This is a genomic window from Bartonella sp. AP11XZML, from assembly GCF_042196445.1.
GTDB lineage: Bacteria > Pseudomonadota > Alphaproteobacteria > Rhizobiales > Rhizobiaceae > Bartonella.
In genome coordinates this window covers 39,657-57,692 of record NZ_JBHIQF010000077.1, presented here as the reverse complement: position 1 = coordinate 57,692, position 18,036 = coordinate 39,657, and the positions used below count along the sequence as shown (strand labels likewise).

Here is an 18,036-nt window from a genome sequence, read left to right as displayed (position 1 = left end):
AATTTTAATTCTTTAGCAATTTTTTTATCACATCAAAAACCTGTTGACGTGTATTCTCTAAATCTTTCCCTGTATCAATAATAAAATCAGCGCGTTCTCGTTTTTTTTCATCTGGCATTTGTTGAGCGTTGATAAAGGCAAATTTTCTCTCATTCATACCTTGGCGAATCATTACACGTTCTTTTTGTATTTCTGGTGGAGCAGAAACAACAATAACGCTATCCACACGACTTTCACCATTTTTTTCAAACAGAAGTGGAATATCAAGAATAACTAATTTTTTCCCTTGTTCACGCGCTATATCAATAAATTCCCTTTCTTTTTCTTGCACCAAAGGATGAATTATTTTTTCTAATGTTTGTAATTTTTCCTTATCATCAATCAAAATTTCAGAAAGTTTCAAACGGTTAACTTCTCCGTTTTCAACCACACCAGGAAAAATACGCTCTATGAATGACAAAGCTGGCTCACTTTTATAAAGCTGTTGTACTGCTTCATCAGCACTAAAAACAGAAATACCCGCTTGCTTGAAAAAATCAGCAACTGTTGATTTTCCCATAGCAATTGATCCCGTTAATCCTATGATCTTCATTCTCTTTTTTCACTCATATCCTCTAAAATAGCTGTCCGTAACGCTTTTGTTACCTGTGGTCTTATTCCGAACCACTGTTCAAACCCTATAACAGCCTGATGTAGAAGCATCCCAAGTCCATCAACCGTCTTGAGATCACAAGCCTTTGCCTGTTGTAAAAAAGGAGTTATCAATGGTGTATAAATAATATCTGTTACTAATGCCGTTTTTTTTGCTTTATGAAAATCGCAAAAAAAAGAATCACTTTTTTCTTCTGGACTTTTTATGCCAATAGAGGTTGTATTAACAATCAAATCAGCTTGATGAAGTATTTCATGGATTTTATGCCAATCGTAAACTTTAATGATTTTTCCAAAATGCTGAGCTAAATTATCAGCACGTTGTTTTGTACGGTTAATTAAATAAATCTGTTCAAAACCGCGTCTTTTTAAGGCATATATGATAGCGCGTGCGGCACCACCTGCTCCAAAAACAAGAGCTGTTTCCCCTCCCCAATCAGATGCAAAATCATCAAGATTAGCGCTAAAACCATAGGCATCACTATTCGTGGCACAAAGCTTATCTCCTTCATACCAAAGTGTATTAACAGCACCAATCATTGTTGCTCTCTCATCTTTATAATCTGCTAAACGAAAAGCTTCCTGTTTATAAGGCAAAGTAACATTTCCTCCACAAAAGCCTATTTTTTGTAAAGACGCAATAAAATGACTGAACTCTTCAGATGTTACTTCTTGTGCAAGATATTCTCCTTGTAAACCATATTGTTTAAGCCAAAAATTGTGAATTTTTGGCGATTTTGAATGATGAATTGGAGAACCAATAACAAAAGCACGCGGATAATTTGTTTTTTTTATTGTTAAGTCAACCATCAATAATTCCTAAGTGGCGCAGTTTTATGAGTAGAGGCAGCAAAGGTAAACCAACAATGGTAAAAAAATCTCCTTCAATTTTTTCAAAGAGATGAATTCCTTCTCCTTCAATTTGATATACTCCCACGCTGTTTAAAACATCTTTTCCTACGCGTGCTAAATAACGTTCAATAAATTCTGATGAGAGTAAACGGACGGACATATGTGCACTAAAAGCTTCAACCCAAATTTTTTGACCATTTTTAAATAAAGCTACCGCACTATGAAGAGAATGGGTTTTTCCTGATAATTCACATAAACGTTGATGTGCTTCTTTAATATTTGTTGCTTTGTGAAAAACTTGACCTTCAAAATCAAGAACTTGATCACAACCAATAACGAAAGCATCAGGAAAACGATCTGAAACATTTTTTGCTTTTGCGCTCGCAAGAAAACAGCTGAGTTCTTTAGGTGTTTTTTCTTTTGCTTTTTTTTCTACTTCTCTTTCATCAAAAGAAGCTCCTTCAATGGAAAAATTTAAGCCTGCTTTTTTTAATAATTTTGCACGATAAAAACTAAGAGATGCTAATATTAAAGTATCTGCGTTCATGAGAATTTTCTCTCATTTCCTTCACGAAATCGTGATAACAGTTCAAATATTGCAGCAGCAGTTTCTTCAATAGAACGTCTTGTGACATCAATAATAGGCCAACCAAAACGTTCGCAAATGCGTTTTGCATGGATTAATTCTTCAGCTATGTTGATACGATTAGTATAATTATCAAGAGCAAAACCTTCTCCTAAATCTCTATTTTGACGAATATGTGAGATTCTTTCAGCTGAAGCAATTAAACCAATAATTAAAGAATTTTTTACCTCTAAAAGAGATTCTGGCAAATCAATTCCTGGAATAAGAGGAACATTAGCCGTTTTGATTCCGCGATTTGCTAAATAGATGCTTGTTGGTGTTTTAGAGGTTCTTGAAATTCCCACAAGGATCACATCTGCTTCGGATAAGCTACTGAAAGACTGTCCATCATCATGCTCTATTGTAAAATCCAGTGCCTCAATACGGCGAAAATAATCTGCATTAAGATCATGTTGTGCGCTCGCACGTAAATGTGTTGGCATTCCAAGGTAAGACTGAAAAGCATTTAAAACAGGATGCAATATATCAATACAGGGAACTTCTATTTTTTTGCATTTTTTTTGAAGGAGTAGTTTAAGTTCTTCATCAATCATTGTGTAAAGAACAATACCTGGCTCTTGTTGTATTTCATCAAGAGCTTTCTGTAACTGTATTCTATTACGAATCATAGGATAGATATGCTCTGTTGCCTGAATCATTGCATATTGCGATGCTACAGCTCTTCCAACAGAAATTAATGTTTCTCCTGTTGCATCAGAAAGCATGTGTAAATGAAAGATTTTTTTTTCTTTTGTCACAAAAATTTTAACTCCTTGTTAAGACATGTGTATATATCCTCACCGTTTTTTATAAAACTAAAATTTATGAAAAATTCTCCTTTTTTATGCACAAATTAAATGCTTGTGATAATTTAATCCCTCTTATAAAAAAAGAGGGGATAATATCTTTAAGATAGTGATATTTTTATTCTTTTTTCAGTTCCTTTTGTGGATAAAATTGAGGATAAATAATAATCCACACTAAACACAGTTATAAATAAGAATAATCCTTTCTTTAATATAAATTTATTAATATAAATTTCTGTAAAAAATACTTTTGAATAGCATTTCATTAATGCTATAATCCTAACTCACATTTTTGTTATTAAAATAATTAAATACTATTTGGATTTTATATTTTTTCAAGTTTTTCATATAATTACTTAATATTACAGGAACAAATTTCATATAAATGGTACTTGCAGATTAAAAAAATTGAGTGTAGGATATTATTTTCTTAATAATATTTCACTCATAAATTTCCATAAATTATTTAGAACAATCTTCTCCTTAATTACAAAGAGCATATTTCATGCAAAAAATGAAACTACAAGAACTTAAAAGCAAAAATCCCGTTGAGCTTGTTTCTTTTGCTGAAACATTAGAAGTTGAAAATGCCTCCCTTATGCGCAAACAAGAATTAATGTTTGCTATCTTGAAAAAACTTGCTCTACAAGACGTTGAAATTATAGGAGAAGGTGTTGTTGAAGTTTTACAAGACGGATTTGGATTTTTGAGATCTGCTGATGCTAATTATCTTCCTGGTCCTGATGATATTTATCTTTCACCTGCACAAATACAGTCGTTTTCTTTAAAAACAGGCGATACAATTGAAGGCCCCATACGCAGTCCAAAAGAGGGAGAACGTTATTTTGCTCTCCTTAAAATTAATACAATTAATTTCGAAAAACCTGAAAAGATTCGTTATAAAATCCACTTTGATAATCTTACTCCTCTTTATTCAAATGAACGTTTCCAAATGGAAATACAAGATCCTACAGAGAAAGATATGTCATCACGTGTGATTGATTTGATATCTCCATTGGGAAAAGGACAAAGAGGGTTAATTGTAGCTCCTCCTCGGACGGGAAAAACAGTTTTACTTCAAAATATTGCTCATTCTATTACCACTAATCATCCTGAATGTTATCTCATTGTTCTTTTAATTGATGAACGACCAGAAGAAGTTACTGATATGCAGCGTTCAGTAAAAGGAGAAGTGGTTTCTTCTACTTTTGATGAACCTGCAATACGTCACGTACAAGTGGCAGAAATGGTTATTGAAAAAGCCAAACGTCTTGTTGAATATGGGCGTGATGTTGTTATTCTTCTCGATTCTATTACACGTCTTGGGCGTGCATATAATACAGTTGTTCCTTCTTCGGGTAAAGTTTTAACAGGTGGTGTGGATGCAAATGCCCTCCAGCGTCCAAAGCGTTTTTTTGGTGCAGCACGTAATATTGAAGAAGGCGGATCTTTAACCATTATTGCAACGGCTTTGATTGATACAGGAAGTCGTATGGATGAGGTTATTTTTGAAGAATTTAAAGGAACAGGTAATTCGGAAATTGTTCTTGATCGAAAAGTTGCTGATAAACGTATTTTTCCTGCTATGGATATTTTAAAGTCAGGAACGCGTAAGGAAGAACTTCTGGTAGAACGACAAGATTTACACAAAATTTTTGTTCTTCGTCGTATTTTAGCATCTATGAATGTAACAGATGCAATTGAATTTTTGATTGATAAATTAAAGCAAACAAAAAACAATAGTGAATTTTTTGATTCAATGAATACGTAGAGTCATTAAAGTTTTTATTAGGATAAAACCTGTGGATACAATCTTTGCTGTTTCGAGTGGATTGTTACCTTCAGGGGTTGCAGTCATTCGGCTTTCTGGTCCTCATGTTGTGGATATAGTTAAAACGCTTTGTGGTCGTTTACCTAAAGCACGTTTTATGCATTATGGAAATCTTACTGCTCGTGATGGTAGTTTTTTAGATTCTGGTTTAACTGTTTTTTTTCCTGCTCCTCATAGTTTTACGGGGGAAAATTGTGCAGAATTCCATTTACATGGAGGAAAAGCAGTCGTTAATCGTTTTCTCGATGAATTGTCGACATTTTCTGGATGCCGTATTGCAGAAGCAGGTGAATTTTCACGTCGTGCTTTTATGGAAGGAAAATTAGATCTTGTTCAAGCAGAAGGTCTTGCTGATTTAATAGAAGCAGAAACGGAAAGCCAACGGCGTTTAGCTGTTATGGGTACAAGTGGACATTTAACGACGCTTTATCGTGATTGGCGTCATAAGCTTATGAAGGCGCGTGCTTTTATTGAGGCAGAATTTGATTTTGTTGATGAAGAAGATATTCCCAACGCAATATCTGATAAAGTTTGGAAAGATGTTCAGGATCTTTGTACTTCTATTCGGGAATATATTACTGAAGGAGAACGTGCGAGTATTTTACGTGATGGATTAAAAATTGTTATTGCTGGTGCTCCAAATTCTGGAAAATCAAGCATTATGAATCGTCTTTCGGGAAGATCTGTTGCTATTGTAACGGAAGAAGCAGGAACAACCCGTGATGCTTTAGAAATGAGAATTATTCTTGGTGGTTTACCTATTTTTTTAACCGATACTGCTGGTTTTAGAAAAACAGAAAATAAAATAGAACAGATGGGAATAGAAATTGCTAAACAGCATGTTAGGGAAGCTGATTTGGTTATTTTGGTTTATGATATAGGAAATCCTAAGCAAGTTGATTTACCAGAAACATCGGCTGAAATATGGTGTGTTGGCAATAAGCTTGATCTTTATGAAAAAAATGATCAGCGTTGGTCTATACAATTTTCCGCATTAACTGGTTTAAATTTTGATTGTTTTATAAAAGAACTTGAATCATTTTGTCATTATCGTGCTTCTAAAATTGGAAATATTGTTCCAGCACGTAAAAGGCAACTTCAATTATTAAAGCAGGCTGTTAAAGAGATTGAATTTTCTCTTAATTATCATTCTCTTGATCTCAGTTTACGTGCAGAACATCTCCGTTGTGCAAGTGATTTTCTTGGGAAAATTACAGGAGATATTGATGTTGAAGATTTGCTTGATATTATTTTTTCAGAATTTTGTGTTGGTAAATAATGATTCACGTGAAACATTGATTATTTCATAGACAGATTATAAAGATTATGTAATTTATATCCTGTTTCACGTGAAACCTTAGAATATTTTCTACGGAATTAATTAAATGCAATCATATGATGTTGTTATTGTTGGTGGTGGTCATGCTGGCTGTGAAGCGGCTTCAGCTTCAGCACGTGTAGGAGCCAAAACAGCGCTTGTTACACATAAAATATCAGCACTGGGAACAATGTCGTGTAATCCTGCTATTGGTGGACTTGGAAAAGGGCATCTAGTTCGTGAAATAGATGCGTTAGATGGTCTTATGGGAAGAGCAGCAGATGCTGCTGGAATTCAGTTTAGACTACTTAATAGACGTAAAGGACCGGCAGTAAGAGGACCACGGACACAGGCAGATAGACAACTTTATAAAAAAGCAATTCAAAAATTATTAAAAGAACAAGAAAATCTTACTCTTATTGAGGATGAAGTTATTGATCTGGTTGTTAAAGATAATTGTGTATCAGGTGTTATTTTAAAAAAACAAGGAACAATTTTTTCTGGTGCTGTTGTTTTAACAACAGGTACGTTTTTAAATGGCTTTATTCATATTGGTAATAAAACATGGGCTGCTGGTCGTATGGGAGATCAGTCAAGTGTAAAACTTGCTGAACATTTGAAAAAATATCATATAAAACTTGGACGATTAAAAACAGGAACCCCTGCTCGTTTGAGTAAAAAAACAATTGCTTGGGAAGCTCTCCAAAAACAACAAGCAGATGAAAATCCCATACCCTTTTCTCTTTTAACAGAGAAAATTGAACAACCACAAATTGAATGTGCAATAACACGTACAAATGAGAAAACACATCAAATTATTCGCGAGAATATTTATCTCTCTGCTTTATATTCTGGAAGTATTGAAGGGTTAGGACCACGTTATTGTCCTTCTGTTGAAGATAAAATTGTTAAATTTGGAGAACGTGATGGACATCAGATCTTTCTGGAACCAGAAGGATTAAATGATGATACTGTTTATCCAAATGGTCTTTCTACTTCTCTTCCTGAAGATGTACAAATTTCTCTATTGAAAACCATTGAAGGATTGGAAAATGCTATAGTTTTACAACCTGGTTATGCTATTGAATATGATTTTGTTAATCCACAACAATTAACAAAAAACTTAGAATTACGTTCTTTACCGGGTTTGTTCTTAGCAGGCCAAATTAATGGTACAACAGGATATGAGGAAGCAGCAGCACAAGGACTTTTAGCTGGATTAAATGCTGCACGTAAAGTAGGTAAATTAGATGAAATACTTATAAGTCGTTCTACTGCTTATATTGGTGTTATGATTGATGATTTGGTTTCACGTGGTGTTTGTGAACCTTATAGGATGTTTACATCACGTGCTGAATTTCGTTTATCTTTACGATCTGATAATGCTGATACACGTTTAACACCTTTGGCACAAAAATGGGGTATTGTGAGTAAAATACGTTGGGAATGTTATCAGAAAAAACAACAACGGCTTGATCAAGCACGATCAATATGTCAAAATCTTTTTTTAACACCCAATGAAGCTTCTGCTCATGGATTACATGTTAATCATGATGGAATTCGGCGTTCGGCTTATGATTTTCTTGCTTATCCTCATATGACCTTAGAGCGTCTTTCAGATTTTTGGCCACAATTACAAACAATTGATTCTAAAACAGCAGAATCTTTAGAAATTGAAGCACAATATGCGGTTTATTTAGATAAACAAGCACAAGATATTGCCTCTCTTCAGAGAGATGAACGTTTAGAAATTCCTTCTTCTCTTGATGTTCAGGCAATTTCAGGTCTTTCAAATGAACTTAAATCAAAAATTCAAGAAGTGTCGCCGCGTTCAATTGCTGATGCACAAAAAATTGATGGTATGACACCCGCCGCGTTATCGCTTATTATTACACATATTCAACGTCAACGACGTGAAAAGGCTAAAACAGCTTAATGAATTTTTCTACAGAAAAAAAATATCAACAATTATTAAATATTGTTCCTTCTGTTTCACGTGAAACGATGGAAAATTTAATTCAGTTTGAGTCTTTAGTACTTCAGTGGAATGCACATATTAATTTGATATCTGCTACAACTATACCAGATCTATGGACACGACATATTCTAGATTCAGCACAAATTTTTCCTTTGTATGCTCATTCTTTACATTGGTGTGATTTAGGATCAGGAGGAGGTTTTCCTGCAATTGTGATTGCTATCTTTTTGAAAGAAAAAAAAGCAGGACATATTAATCTTGTTGAAAGTAATGGGAAAAAAGTTGCTTTTTTGCGAACAGTTATTGCTCAACTTAATCTTCCAGCAACGGTTTATCACGCTAGAATTGAAGATATATATCAAAAAATTCCCATATCTGATATTATAACGGCACGGGGATTAGCGCCGCTTGATACTCTTTTACAACTCATTTTTCCTTTATTAACAGAAAAAACAATAGCTCTTTTGCAAAAAGGTCGGGATTACGCTACAGAAATAAAAAATGCCTCTGCCAATTGGCACTTTGATCTGTTAAAACATAAAAGTAAAGTTGATGAAAATTCTGTTATTTTGGAAATTTCTCATATTCGATCATATAGAGGGTAGAGCAAAATGAGCGAAACACGAATTATCGCTATTGCAAACCAAAAGGGTGGAGTCGGAAAAACAACCACAGCAATTAATCTTGCTACAGCTTTAGCGGCTATTGGTGAAAATGTCCTTATTATGGATGTTGATCCACAAGGTAATGCTAGTACAGGTTTAGGGATTGATCGTAATAGCCGTCCTTTATCTTCTTATGATGTTTTGGTTTCGGGCGTTTCAATTACACAGGCGGCTTTAAAAACAGCCGTACCCAATCTTTATATAGTTCCCTCTACACTTGATCTCTTAGGTGTGGAAATGGAAATTTCTTCATCAAAAGATCGCATACAACGCTTACGTAAAGCTCTCTATGATGATCCGGAAATGGAAAAAAAATTCAATTATATTTTAATTGATTGTCCTCCCTCCCTTAATCTTTTAACACTTAATGCTATGGGGGCTGCGGATTCTGTTTTAGTGCCTATGCAGTGTGAATTTTTAGCACTTGAAGGTTTAAGTCAATTACTTGAAACAGTAAAACAAGTGCGATCCGTACTTAATCCATCTTTAGAGATCCAAGGTATTGTTCTAACAATGTATGATGGACGTAATAACCTTTCAAATCAAGTTGTTGAAGATGTACGTTCTTTTATGGGAGATAAAGTTTATCGTACTGTTATTCCACGAAATGTAAGAGTATCAGAAGCGCCTTCTTTTGGCAAACCTGTATTGCTTTATGATCTTAAATGTGCTGGGAGCCAAGCTTATTTGCGTCTAGCATCAGAAATGATTCAACGTGAAAAACAAGCACGTGCTGCTGCTTAAAAATGTAAAATTTTTTGTAAGAAAACTCAAAGAGCAAAATTATGAACGATGATCTATCAAAAAAAAGACTAGGACGTGGATTAGCGGCATTGATTGGAGATATCAATTTAAACAACAATATTGCACGTTCATCAAGCTTTGATAAATTAAATGAATCCGGTAGTCTTTCTGAGCGATTTATTTCTATTGAATCTATTTCATGTAATCCTCACAATCCTCGGCGTCATTTTACTGAAACAGAGCTTGATAATTTGACACAATCAATTCGTCAACACGGTGTGGTTCAACCGGTTATTGTGAGGCCTTTAAGAGATCATCCTCATCGGTTTGAATTGATTGCGGGTGAACGGCGCTGGCGTGCAGCACAACGTGCAAATTTAAGTCAATTACCCGTTATTATTCGTGATGTGGACGATAAAACGGCTTTGGAATTGGCAATTATTGAAAATGTTCAACGTGCAGATCTTAATCCTATCGAAGAAGCAAAGGGATATGAGATGCTTCTAAATGAACATGATTATACGCAAGTAGATTTAGCGCAAGTTATAGGAAAAAGTCGTAGTCATGTTGCAAATACGCTTCGTTTGTTAAAACTTCCAGAAAAAGTACAACAATTCTTAACTGATGGACAACTTTCTGCAGGTCATGCACGTTGTCTTATAACCGTTGATGATCCACAAAATTTAGCTGAGAAAATTATTCGTGAAGGGCTTTCAGTACGTCAAACAGAAATACTTGCATATGAGCAAGCTAATCCTAAAACTAAAAAGCGTACCAATACGGAGAAAGATGCTGAAACAAAATCTTTAGAAAAATTACTTGCAGATGTGATAGGAATGAAAGTTATTATTCGACATGGTAAAAAAGGTGGAGATTTAAAAATACATTACTCTTCATTAGAACAATTAGATGAAATTTGTCGGCGTTTACAAAGTTAATCAATTGTTCTAAAAAGATTTTTTTAACAGTTATCTTTTAAAATTTTTATTATTCTATACATATGCTCTTTAGAAAATTCTATATTTCTTGCAGGTAAAGAGTTTTTTTCATAAGTAGAATTTTCTTCATCAGTAAGTACATACAATGTCGCTTGAAGTGCTAGGTGAGAAACAACAAAATCTTTCGGTGTTATATTATTTTCTTTTAAAATATTCACAAGTTTTGGTTTACTAGAAATATAGGTAGTGTAGTTTTCAATACTAGAGTGAATACTAGAATCATAAGTTATAAGATTATTTTTTTCTGGAAGTAAGTTTTTACATTCTTTTTCAATTCTTTCCAGCTTTAAAAGAAAATCTTCCGTTAAGGGATAATTTGCAATGAGAGGTGCTATAAGAGAAGAATTATCTGTTTCCTTTTCTTCTGCCATTGTTTGTTGAATATGTATCACGAAAAGAAAAGATGAAACAAACGTAATACGAACTTAAGCATGGTTAAAAATTATCCTTTCTTCTTCGAACTTCAGCAAAAACTTCTTCATCTGTTTTTTCTTCCATTACAAGGTTCTTTCGCAATACACTATCATCCCAGCGGAGAAAGGGATTGGTGGCTTTTTCTTGCCCTAAGGTTACTGGTAAAGTCATAGCATTTTTTGCACGTAGCAAAAAAACTTCCTCTATTCTTTGGTGGAGTTTTTTATTATGTGGGTCAATTGTTAGTGCGAAAAGAGCGTTATTTTTTGTATATTCGTGTCCACAATAGAGAAGTGTTTCATCAGGAAGTTTACGAAGTTTTTTTAAAGAATTCAGCATTTGTGCTGGTGTTCCTTCGAAAAGACGTCCACAGCCCAATGAAAAAAGTGTATCTCCAGCAAAGAGTAAATTCTTTTCAGGAAAATAGTAAGATAATGCGCCTAGAGTATGACCAGGTGTTGAAAGAGCTAAAAGAAGGTGTGAGCCAAAAGAAAAACTTTCATCAGGTTGAAGTGTTTTATCAAGATGATTGATCTTTTCTTTTTCTGCTTCTGGTCCGATAACCGTAGCGTTGTAAACTTGTTTTAATTCTGATAGGGCTTCTACATGGTCGTGATGATGATGAGTTACAAAAATAGTGTCAAGTGTCCAATTGCGGCGCTTTAAGGCATTGTGAATCGCTTTGCCTTCAGAAGCATCTATTGCAGCTGTCATACCACTTTTTTCATCATGAAGGAGTACACCGAAATTGTCTTCTCGACAAATAAACTGTTCAATCAACATATTTTTTCTCCCGAACAGTGTTTGGCGATGAATCTATAAAATAATCGGTAGTGATGATTTTTTTAAGAATCAGATTTGTCCTCTTCTGTAAAAAGTCCTTTTGAATGTTTTATAATTATAGGCATTTGGGTAAGCATGAAAAGGACTGTTATAGGCATGACGCCAAATACTTTGAAACTTGTCCAGAAATTATCGCTAAAATTACGCCAAATTATTTCATTCAAAATGGCAAGAAAAATGAAAAAAAACGCCCAACGATAGGTAAGTTTTTGCCAACCTAAATCATCAAGTTTTAAGGTAGAATCAAGAGCATAACGTAAAAGTGGTTTTTTAAAAAACATCCCACCAAAAAGTATAAAAGCAAATAAGCTATTAATGATTGTTGGTTTCATTTTTATGAAAGTTTCATTATGAAGCCAGAGAGTTAGAAAGCCAAAAACTAAAACAAATATTCCTGAAATAAGAGGCATAATAGGAATTTGTCTTGCAAGGATCCATGATAAGCTTAGGGAAATAATAATAGCCACCATAAAAATAGCTGTTGCAGGGAAAATAGGCTTACTAAAATTTTGAAAAAATCCAATGTTTTTTATCAGCCATTCTCCCTTATAATTGGCAAAAAAGAAGGCAACCAATGGACCCATTTCCAAAAGAAACTTAAGTGTTGGTGAGAGAGAAATTTTTTTATTGTTATTCATCTTTTTTTCAGAATTATTGTGTAAATTAAGATTAGATAAAGGCTGTTTCATGCGTGTTTTCCTGCAATAGTTTCGGCAAAGTCAGAAGCAGAAAAGGGTTGAAGGTCTTCAATATCTTCTCCTATACCGATAAAATAAACGGGTAATTTATATTTTGCTGCGATAGCGACAAGAATTCCTCCTCGTGCAGTCCCATCTAGCTTTGTCATAACTAAACCATTAACACCAGCAATATCACTGAAAATGTCCACTTGGTTGAGTGCATTTTGTCCGGTTGTTGCATCAAGAGTTTGAAGGATTGTGTGGGGTGCTTGGGGGGTGTGTTTTTTTAAAACACGAATAATTTTTGCCAACTCATCCATTAATTCAGATTTATTTTGTAAACGCCCTGCTGTATCAATAATTAATACATCACTGTTTGTTTTTTTTGCTTTTTCATAAGCATCAAATGCTAAGCTGGCGGCATCTGCACCCAATTTTGTCGAAATAACAGGAGAATTGGTACGTTCACCCCAAATGTGTAGTTGCTCAATAGCAGCGGCTCGGAAAGTATCACCTGCTGCTAGCATAACTTTTAATCCCCCTTCTGTTAATTTGGCTGAAAGTTTTCCAATAGTTGTCGTTTTTCCAGTGCCATTTACACCTACCAGCAAAATAACATGAGGTTTATGGCTGAGATCAAGTTCTAATGGTATTGCAACAGGTTCCAGAACTTTTTTGACCTCATCAGCTACAATAGTATGAATATCATCTGGGGAGAGGTTTTTTCCGTAACGACTGGAAGCTAAAGTATTTGTGATGCGTGTTGCCGTCTCTACACCTATGTCAGCTTGGATAAGAATATCTTCGAGCTCTTGCAATGTATCTTCATCAAGTTTTCTTTTAACAAAGAGATCGCCAATTGATCCGCTTAGGCGTTGTGAAGAAAGGGATAGGCCTTTTTTAAGGCGCCCAAACCACGCTGTCTTTTTTTGTTCAACAGAAGGTTCAGATAAAATTTCTTCATTCTTTTTTTCACGGATGTTGTCTGTGACAATAATTTTACCAGAAAAGGGAATTTTATCAGAATGGGATTCTAGAAATGGAGATTTTTCATCATATTTTGTAAGTATTGACTCTGGATTTTTTGTTTGTTCTTCTTTTTCTGTGTTTATAGAGATTTGATTATTTTTTGTCTTTTCATTTTTGCCTTTATTTTCTTCTATTATATCGCTTTTATCAGGAATAGAAATCTGTTGTTCAATTTCTTGCTCTTGAGATTTGTTAAAAGAGAATATTTTTTTTATAAAAGATTTAGTCATAAGAATTCTCCTGCTCAAGCAGCGTTTAATTTTGGAGGGACAGCAATCAATTTATCGCCATCATGATCAACGATAAGGGCTTGAACAATTGTTCCTGCTTTTGCACCTTTAACTTGTACAAGAGTATAATCTTCTGTTCGTCCGATTTCATCTTTTTCAACGAGAATTGTTTGTAGACTGTTTTGTAAATGAGCAAGATGCTTTTGGTAAGCCATATCACCTGCTTTACGCAATTTTTCAGCACGCAGCTTAACTATTTTACGATTGATTTGTGGCATACGTGCGGCAGGTGTTCCTTCTCTTGGACTAAAGGGGAAGACATGGAGATGGGTTAAATTACAGTCTTTGATTAAGGCAAGACTATTTTGAAACATCTCTTCTGTTTCTGTAGGAAAACCAGCAATTAAGTCGGCACCATAAACCATTGTAGAACGTTTGGCACGCAATTCTTGGCAAAATTGAATGGCATGTTCGCGCAGATGACGCCGTTTCATCCGTTTTAAAATCATATTATCACCTGCTTGCAAAGATAAATGCAAATGGGGCATGATTCTTGTTTCATAAGCTAAAAGATTTATGAGTTCTTCGTCTGCTTCAATAGAGTCAATAGATGAGAGGCGTAATCGGGCTAAGTCAGGGACATGATGCAAAATAGTTGAAGTTAATTTTCCTAGAGTAGCTTTTCCAGGAAGATCGTGGCCATAACTTGTAAGGTCAACACCTGTAAGGACCACTTCTTGGATACCCCCACCTATCAGCTTTTTAATTTGTTCTATGACAGCACCCATGGGAACTGAACGAGATGGTCCTCGTCCATAAGGAATAATGCAAAATGTACAGCGGTGATCGCATCCGTTTTGTACCTGTACAAAAGCGCGGGTGCGCTCTTGCATTGCACTGACCATATGTGGAGCAATTTTTTGTACTTCCATAATGTCATTGATATGCACCTTTTCAGAATGATTAATACCAAAATCAGGAAGTTGACGATAAGAATGAGCGTGAAGTTTATCTTCGTTTCCTAAAACAAGATCTACTTCTGTCATTGAGGCAAAATTTTGTGCTTCTGTTTGGGCTGCACACCCTGTTACAATGATACGCGCATGAGGATTTTCACGTCTTGCTTTGCGGATAGCTTGTTTTGCTTGTCGTACGGCTTCGGCAGTGATAGCACAGGTATTAAAGATAATAGCACCATCTTTAAGTTGATCTAGCCCTGAAAAAGTACTTTCTTTGCGAATGATTTCCGATTCGTAGCTATTAAGTCGACAACCAAAAGTTACAATTTCTATTGCCATCAGGAGTGATCCTTTTTGTAACACCCTGTTAAAGGGCTTAAAAAACCACTAAAGTGATATTTAATTGGTCCTGTCATGATAATATGATCGTCTTCTCGGTAAAAAATATTAAGTGTTCCCTTTGGTAAATTTACATCAACATGGCGCTCTGTAAGTCCACGACGATAAGCAGCCACTGCACTTGCACAAGCAGCACTCCCACATGCTTGTGTTAATCCTGCCCCTCGCTCCCATGTACGTAAATTTAGACTTTTCTTTGACGTTATGCAAGCAATGGAAATATTGCACCGTTCGGGAAACAGGGGATCATGTTCAAGTTTTGGCCCATATTTTTCTAATGGAATATGTTGAATATCATTTTCAACAAAAAAGATAGCATGGAGATTGCCAATGGATATGAGACAAGCGTCTTTTAGGGGACCAGCCATAATTTCTACGTGATTGGTATCAACTATTTCACGTGAAACAGGCATCTCTTTTGCATTGAAATTTGGGCATCCCATATCAACAGAAATGAGATTATCGGTTTGGTATTTTCCTTCAATAATTCCAGCGGGAGTTTCTAAATGAAATTTTTCACCAAAATTGTGATCTTTAAGCCATGCGATGACACAGCGGGTACCATTGCCACAAGCTTTAGCCATTGATCCGTCGGCATTCCATATTTCTATGCGGAAGTCGGTTTTTTTCTGGGTTGGTGTGTGGATAGCCATGATTTGATCAAAATGCATTTCAGGATCTGCCGACAAAGCAAGGATTGCTTGTGGTGTAAGAGCGCATGTGCTTTCACGCATATCAACAACAATAATTTGATTTCCAAGACCGTCCATTTTGCTAAATGGCGTTTTCATGAAACTTCTCTATTTCTAATGATTACTTATAAAAAGATATATGACTGAAAATATTATAAATTTCTAGTGTTTAATAAATATAAAATTGGGTACATAAATTATTTCTTTTAAAATAAGTGATTTTAACCTGTTTTTTTTAATTTGTTAATTTATCTTTGTAACTATAACAAATATTCGCTTAATTTTTTTGTGAACTTATTTATTGTCGTGGGAGAGAGTACAGACATGGCGTTTTCAAAAGTTTCGTTTTTCGTTGCACTATCAACTGTAATGTTTTTAGGGGGGTGTTCAACAACACGGTTTGATGGTAATGACGATGGTAACGCATTAGAAGTTTTTTATCCATCTCAACAAATGACAATATTAGAAGCGTCTGATCTGTCGTCTACTTCTTCGTCGATATCTGAAGATGCAAATGCTCCGATGTATGAAAAAGGAGATTCTCAGAGCGATGGACGAATGGCTAGTCTCGAATTGCCAAGTAATGCCACTGATTTATTTCCTGCAAGTGTTGCTGGGGTGTGGAATCTTTCTATGGGAGGAAAAGTTTGCCGGATTGCAACTCCACAAACAAAGTTTGGACAAGGGTACCGTGCTGGTCCTTTACACTGTCCAGGAATTGCTTCCCAAGTGAGATCGTGGGCTGTTAAAGGAAAAAGATTATATTTTTATAATAACTCTGGACGTGTTATCCTCGTTTTTTATTCTTCAAATGTTGATCGTTTTGAGGGACGTACACTTGATGATCATCCCGTTATTTTAAGTCGTTAAATCATTTTTGATCGTTTATGACAAACTAAACTAGACGGACAGATTCTTGAAAAGTATTTGTATTTTTCATTGAGATCGGTTTGAAAAAGGTTTTTTGGATGATTCTCGTTTCAACACGTTATAAGGAGCTTGTCGCTAAAGGAGAGGTTTGTTTTGATCCCGCTCAATTAGCTATAACAGGATATTTTGATTATTTATTAAAAAAAATTGCGGAACAAAATATCTCTCATCCTTTGCCTTGGATATTTTGCTCTTTCTTTAACAGAATATTTAAAAGGAAAAAACAAAATATTTCTTGCGTTGTAAAACAAGGAGATGAAACAGGTTTTTTTCAGGGACTGTATATTTATGGTGAAGTAGGACGGGGCAAAACCATGCTGATGGATTTGTTCTTTTCTTGTTTGCCTAAAGGTCATAAAAAGCGTGCCCATTTTAATGATTTTATGGCTGATGTGCATGAGCGTATTAATTTTTATCGTCAAGCATCTGGGTGTGCAAAATTTAAACAAGATAATCCTATTTTAGCTGTTGCTGAGGATCTTGCACGAGAAGCAAAAGTACTTTGTTTTGATGAGTTTAGTGTAACGGATATTGCTGATGCTATGGTATTGGGGCGGCTTATTTCTGCTCTGTTTGATAAAGGAATTTTCTTTATTGCAACTTCAAATGTGGCGCCGGATAACCTTTATTGTAACGGTTTGAATCGTGAGCTCTTTTTGCCTTTTATTCAAGTTTTGAAAGCATATGTTCGTGTTGTTAATCTTGATGCAAAAACAGATTATCGCCTTGAAAAATCAAATCTACAACAGGTGTATGTGTCGCCGTTGGGGGTCCCAGCAAATGAATATATGGATCAAGCATGGACACTTGTATTGCAAGGACATAAGGAGACATCTGATGAGCTTTCTATAAAAGGGCGCATTATTCCTATTCCGCGCTTTGGTGCAGGATGTGCTCGTTTTGATTATGGGGATTTATGTGAAAAGCCTTTGGCCGCGGCTGAATATTTGTTATTAGGGGAGCGTTATCATACGATTTTTATTGATAATGTACCGGTCATGGATGATACATGTCGCAATGAAACAAAACGGTTTATTTTGCTTATTGATATTCTTTATGAGCGGCATATACGGTTGTTTATGTCGGCAGCCGCAGGGATAGGGGATTTGTATAAAGGGCATGCGCAGATTACGGAAACATTTGAATTTCAAAGAACACAATCACGTCTTTTCGAAATGCAAAGCTACGATTATTTAAAACTTTGGGAAGAACATTTTCTTTTGAAGAAGAAGCATTGATTATACTTTTACCTTTACGTAAACTGTCAAAACAATAACTTTTTGAAATTAAAGAAATATAATAATTCTGTTGTATTTTTTTTAAATTCACTTTATCGATACATCGTGATAATTTTCTAATAGTTGTTTCAGCGGAGGGTTGTTGTTTCTGTAA

18 protein-coding genes are annotated in these 18,036 nt (G+C 35.1%); 8 read left to right on the top strand and 10 right to left on the bottom strand.

Going from position 1 to position 18,036, the window contains the following annotated elements; all coding sequences use genetic code 11:
- Positions 1-4: 4 nt before the first annotated feature.
- Genes coaE through ACFIMG_RS07585 form a run of 4 tightly spaced genes read right to left on the bottom strand, consistent with a single transcriptional unit; the run spans position 5 to position 2,886 of the window.
- Entirely contained in the window at positions 5-592 is a 588-nt protein-coding gene (coaE, locus tag ACFIMG_RS07600; RefSeq protein WP_375678859.1) for a dephospho-CoA kinase, read from the bottom strand.
- Entirely contained in the window at positions 589-1,461 is an 873-nt protein-coding gene (locus tag ACFIMG_RS07595) for a shikimate dehydrogenase (protein WP_375678860.1), read from the bottom strand. Before ACFIMG_RS07595 ends, coaE begins: the two co-directional genes overlap by 4 nt.
- Entirely contained in the window at positions 1,454-2,050 is a 597-nt protein-coding gene (locus ACFIMG_RS07590) for a Maf family nucleotide pyrophosphatase (RefSeq protein ID WP_375611343.1), read from the bottom strand. Before ACFIMG_RS07590 ends, ACFIMG_RS07595 begins: the two co-directional genes overlap by 8 nt.
- Positions 2,047-2,886, bottom strand: coding sequence for a pyruvate, water dikinase regulatory protein (locus ACFIMG_RS07585; RefSeq protein WP_375678861.1), 840 nt, complete (start codon positions 2,884-2,886; stop codon positions 2,047-2,049). The genes ACFIMG_RS07590 and ACFIMG_RS07585 overlap by 4 nt, the downstream gene beginning before the upstream one ends.
- 553 nt (positions 2,887-3,439) lie before the next feature.
- Here ACFIMG_RS07585 and rho point away from each other — a divergent pair.
- The 6 genes from rho to ACFIMG_RS07555 all read left to right on the top strand — a co-directional run bounded on the left by rho (position 3,440) and on the right by ACFIMG_RS07555 (position 10,408).
- Positions 3,440-4,705, top strand: coding sequence for a transcription termination factor Rho (gene rho, locus ACFIMG_RS07580; protein WP_015857121.1), 1,266 nt, complete (start codon positions 3,440-3,442; stop codon positions 4,703-4,705).
- A 31-nt stretch (positions 4,706-4,736) separates the two neighbouring features.
- Positions 4,737-6,044, top strand: a complete 1,308-nt coding sequence (gene mnmE, locus ACFIMG_RS07575) for a tRNA uridine-5-carboxymethylaminomethyl(34) synthesis GTPase MnmE (RefSeq protein ID WP_375678862.1) — start codon at positions 4,737-4,739, stop codon at positions 6,042-6,044.
- Positions 6,045-6,150: 106 nt separating this feature from the next.
- The gene (gene mnmG / locus ACFIMG_RS07570) at positions 6,151-8,019 is read left to right on the top strand and encodes a tRNA uridine-5-carboxymethylaminomethyl(34) synthesis enzyme MnmG (RefSeq protein WP_375678863.1); all 1,869 of its coding nucleotides are present in this window, start codon (positions 6,151-6,153) and stop codon (positions 8,017-8,019) included.
- A complete protein-coding gene (rsmG, locus tag ACFIMG_RS07565; RefSeq protein ID WP_375678864.1) occupies positions 8,019-8,666 on the top strand; it encodes a 16S rRNA (guanine(527)-N(7))-methyltransferase RsmG in 648 nt (215 codons plus the stop codon). Before mnmG ends, rsmG begins: the two co-directional genes overlap by 1 nt.
- A gap of 6 nt (positions 8,667-8,672) precedes the next feature.
- Positions 8,673-9,470 carry a ParA family protein gene (locus ACFIMG_RS07560; protein ID WP_273790170.1) on the top strand — a complete coding sequence of 266 codons (798 nt, stop codon included), beginning with the start codon at positions 8,673-8,675 and terminating at the stop codon, positions 9,468-9,470.
- Positions 9,471-9,511: 41 nt separating this feature from the next.
- On the top strand, positions 9,512-10,408 hold the full coding sequence (locus tag ACFIMG_RS07555; protein WP_375612765.1) for a ParB/RepB/Spo0J family partition protein: 897 nt from the start codon (positions 9,512-9,514) through the stop codon (positions 10,406-10,408).
- Between the two features lie 23 nt (positions 10,409-10,431).
- On the opposite strand, the gene ACFIMG_RS07550 is transcribed toward ACFIMG_RS07555, so the two are convergent.
- The 6 genes from ACFIMG_RS07550 to dapF all read right to left on the bottom strand — a co-directional run bounded on the left by ACFIMG_RS07550 (position 10,432) and on the right by dapF (position 15,813).
- Entirely contained in the window at positions 10,432-10,839 is a 408-nt protein-coding gene (locus tag ACFIMG_RS07550) for a hypothetical protein (RefSeq protein ID WP_375678865.1), read from the bottom strand.
- 64 nt (positions 10,840-10,903) lie between these two features.
- On the bottom strand, positions 10,904-11,665 hold the full coding sequence (gene gloB, locus ACFIMG_RS07545) for a hydroxyacylglutathione hydrolase (protein WP_375678866.1): 762 nt from the start codon (positions 11,663-11,665) through the stop codon (positions 10,904-10,906).
- Positions 11,666-11,727: 62 nt separating this feature from the next.
- Positions 11,728-12,414 carry a septation protein A gene (locus ACFIMG_RS07540; RefSeq protein WP_375620900.1) on the bottom strand — a complete coding sequence of 229 codons (687 nt, stop codon included), beginning with the start codon at positions 12,412-12,414 and terminating at the stop codon, positions 11,728-11,730.
- On the bottom strand, positions 12,411-13,664 hold the full coding sequence (gene ftsY, locus ACFIMG_RS07535) for a signal recognition particle-docking protein FtsY (protein ID WP_375678867.1): 1,254 nt from the start codon (positions 13,662-13,664) through the stop codon (positions 12,411-12,413). Before ftsY ends, ACFIMG_RS07540 begins: the two co-directional genes overlap by 4 nt.
- Positions 13,665-13,678: 14 nt before the next feature.
- Entirely contained in the window at positions 13,679-14,962 is a 1,284-nt protein-coding gene (gene mtaB, locus ACFIMG_RS07530) for a tRNA (N(6)-L-threonylcarbamoyladenosine(37)-C(2))-methylthiotransferase MtaB (protein ID WP_375678868.1), read from the bottom strand.
- Positions 14,962-15,813, bottom strand: coding sequence for a diaminopimelate epimerase (dapF, locus tag ACFIMG_RS07525; RefSeq protein ID WP_375678869.1), 852 nt, complete (start codon positions 15,811-15,813; stop codon positions 14,962-14,964). The genes mtaB and dapF overlap by 1 nt, the downstream gene beginning before the upstream one ends.
- Before the next feature lie 225 nt (positions 15,814-16,038).
- Here dapF and ACFIMG_RS07520 point away from each other — a divergent pair, with 225 nt between their 5' ends.
- Positions 16,039-16,584, top strand: a complete 546-nt coding sequence (locus tag ACFIMG_RS07520) for an AprI/Inh family metalloprotease inhibitor (RefSeq protein ID WP_375678870.1) — start codon at positions 16,039-16,041, stop codon at positions 16,582-16,584.
- A gap of 98 nt (positions 16,585-16,682) precedes the next feature.
- Positions 16,683-17,882 carry a cell division protein ZapE gene (gene zapE, locus ACFIMG_RS07515; RefSeq protein ID WP_375678871.1) on the top strand — a complete coding sequence of 400 codons (1,200 nt, stop codon included), beginning with the start codon at positions 16,683-16,685 and terminating at the stop codon, positions 17,880-17,882.
- The last annotated feature ends 154 nt before the right edge of the window (positions 17,883-18,036 follow it).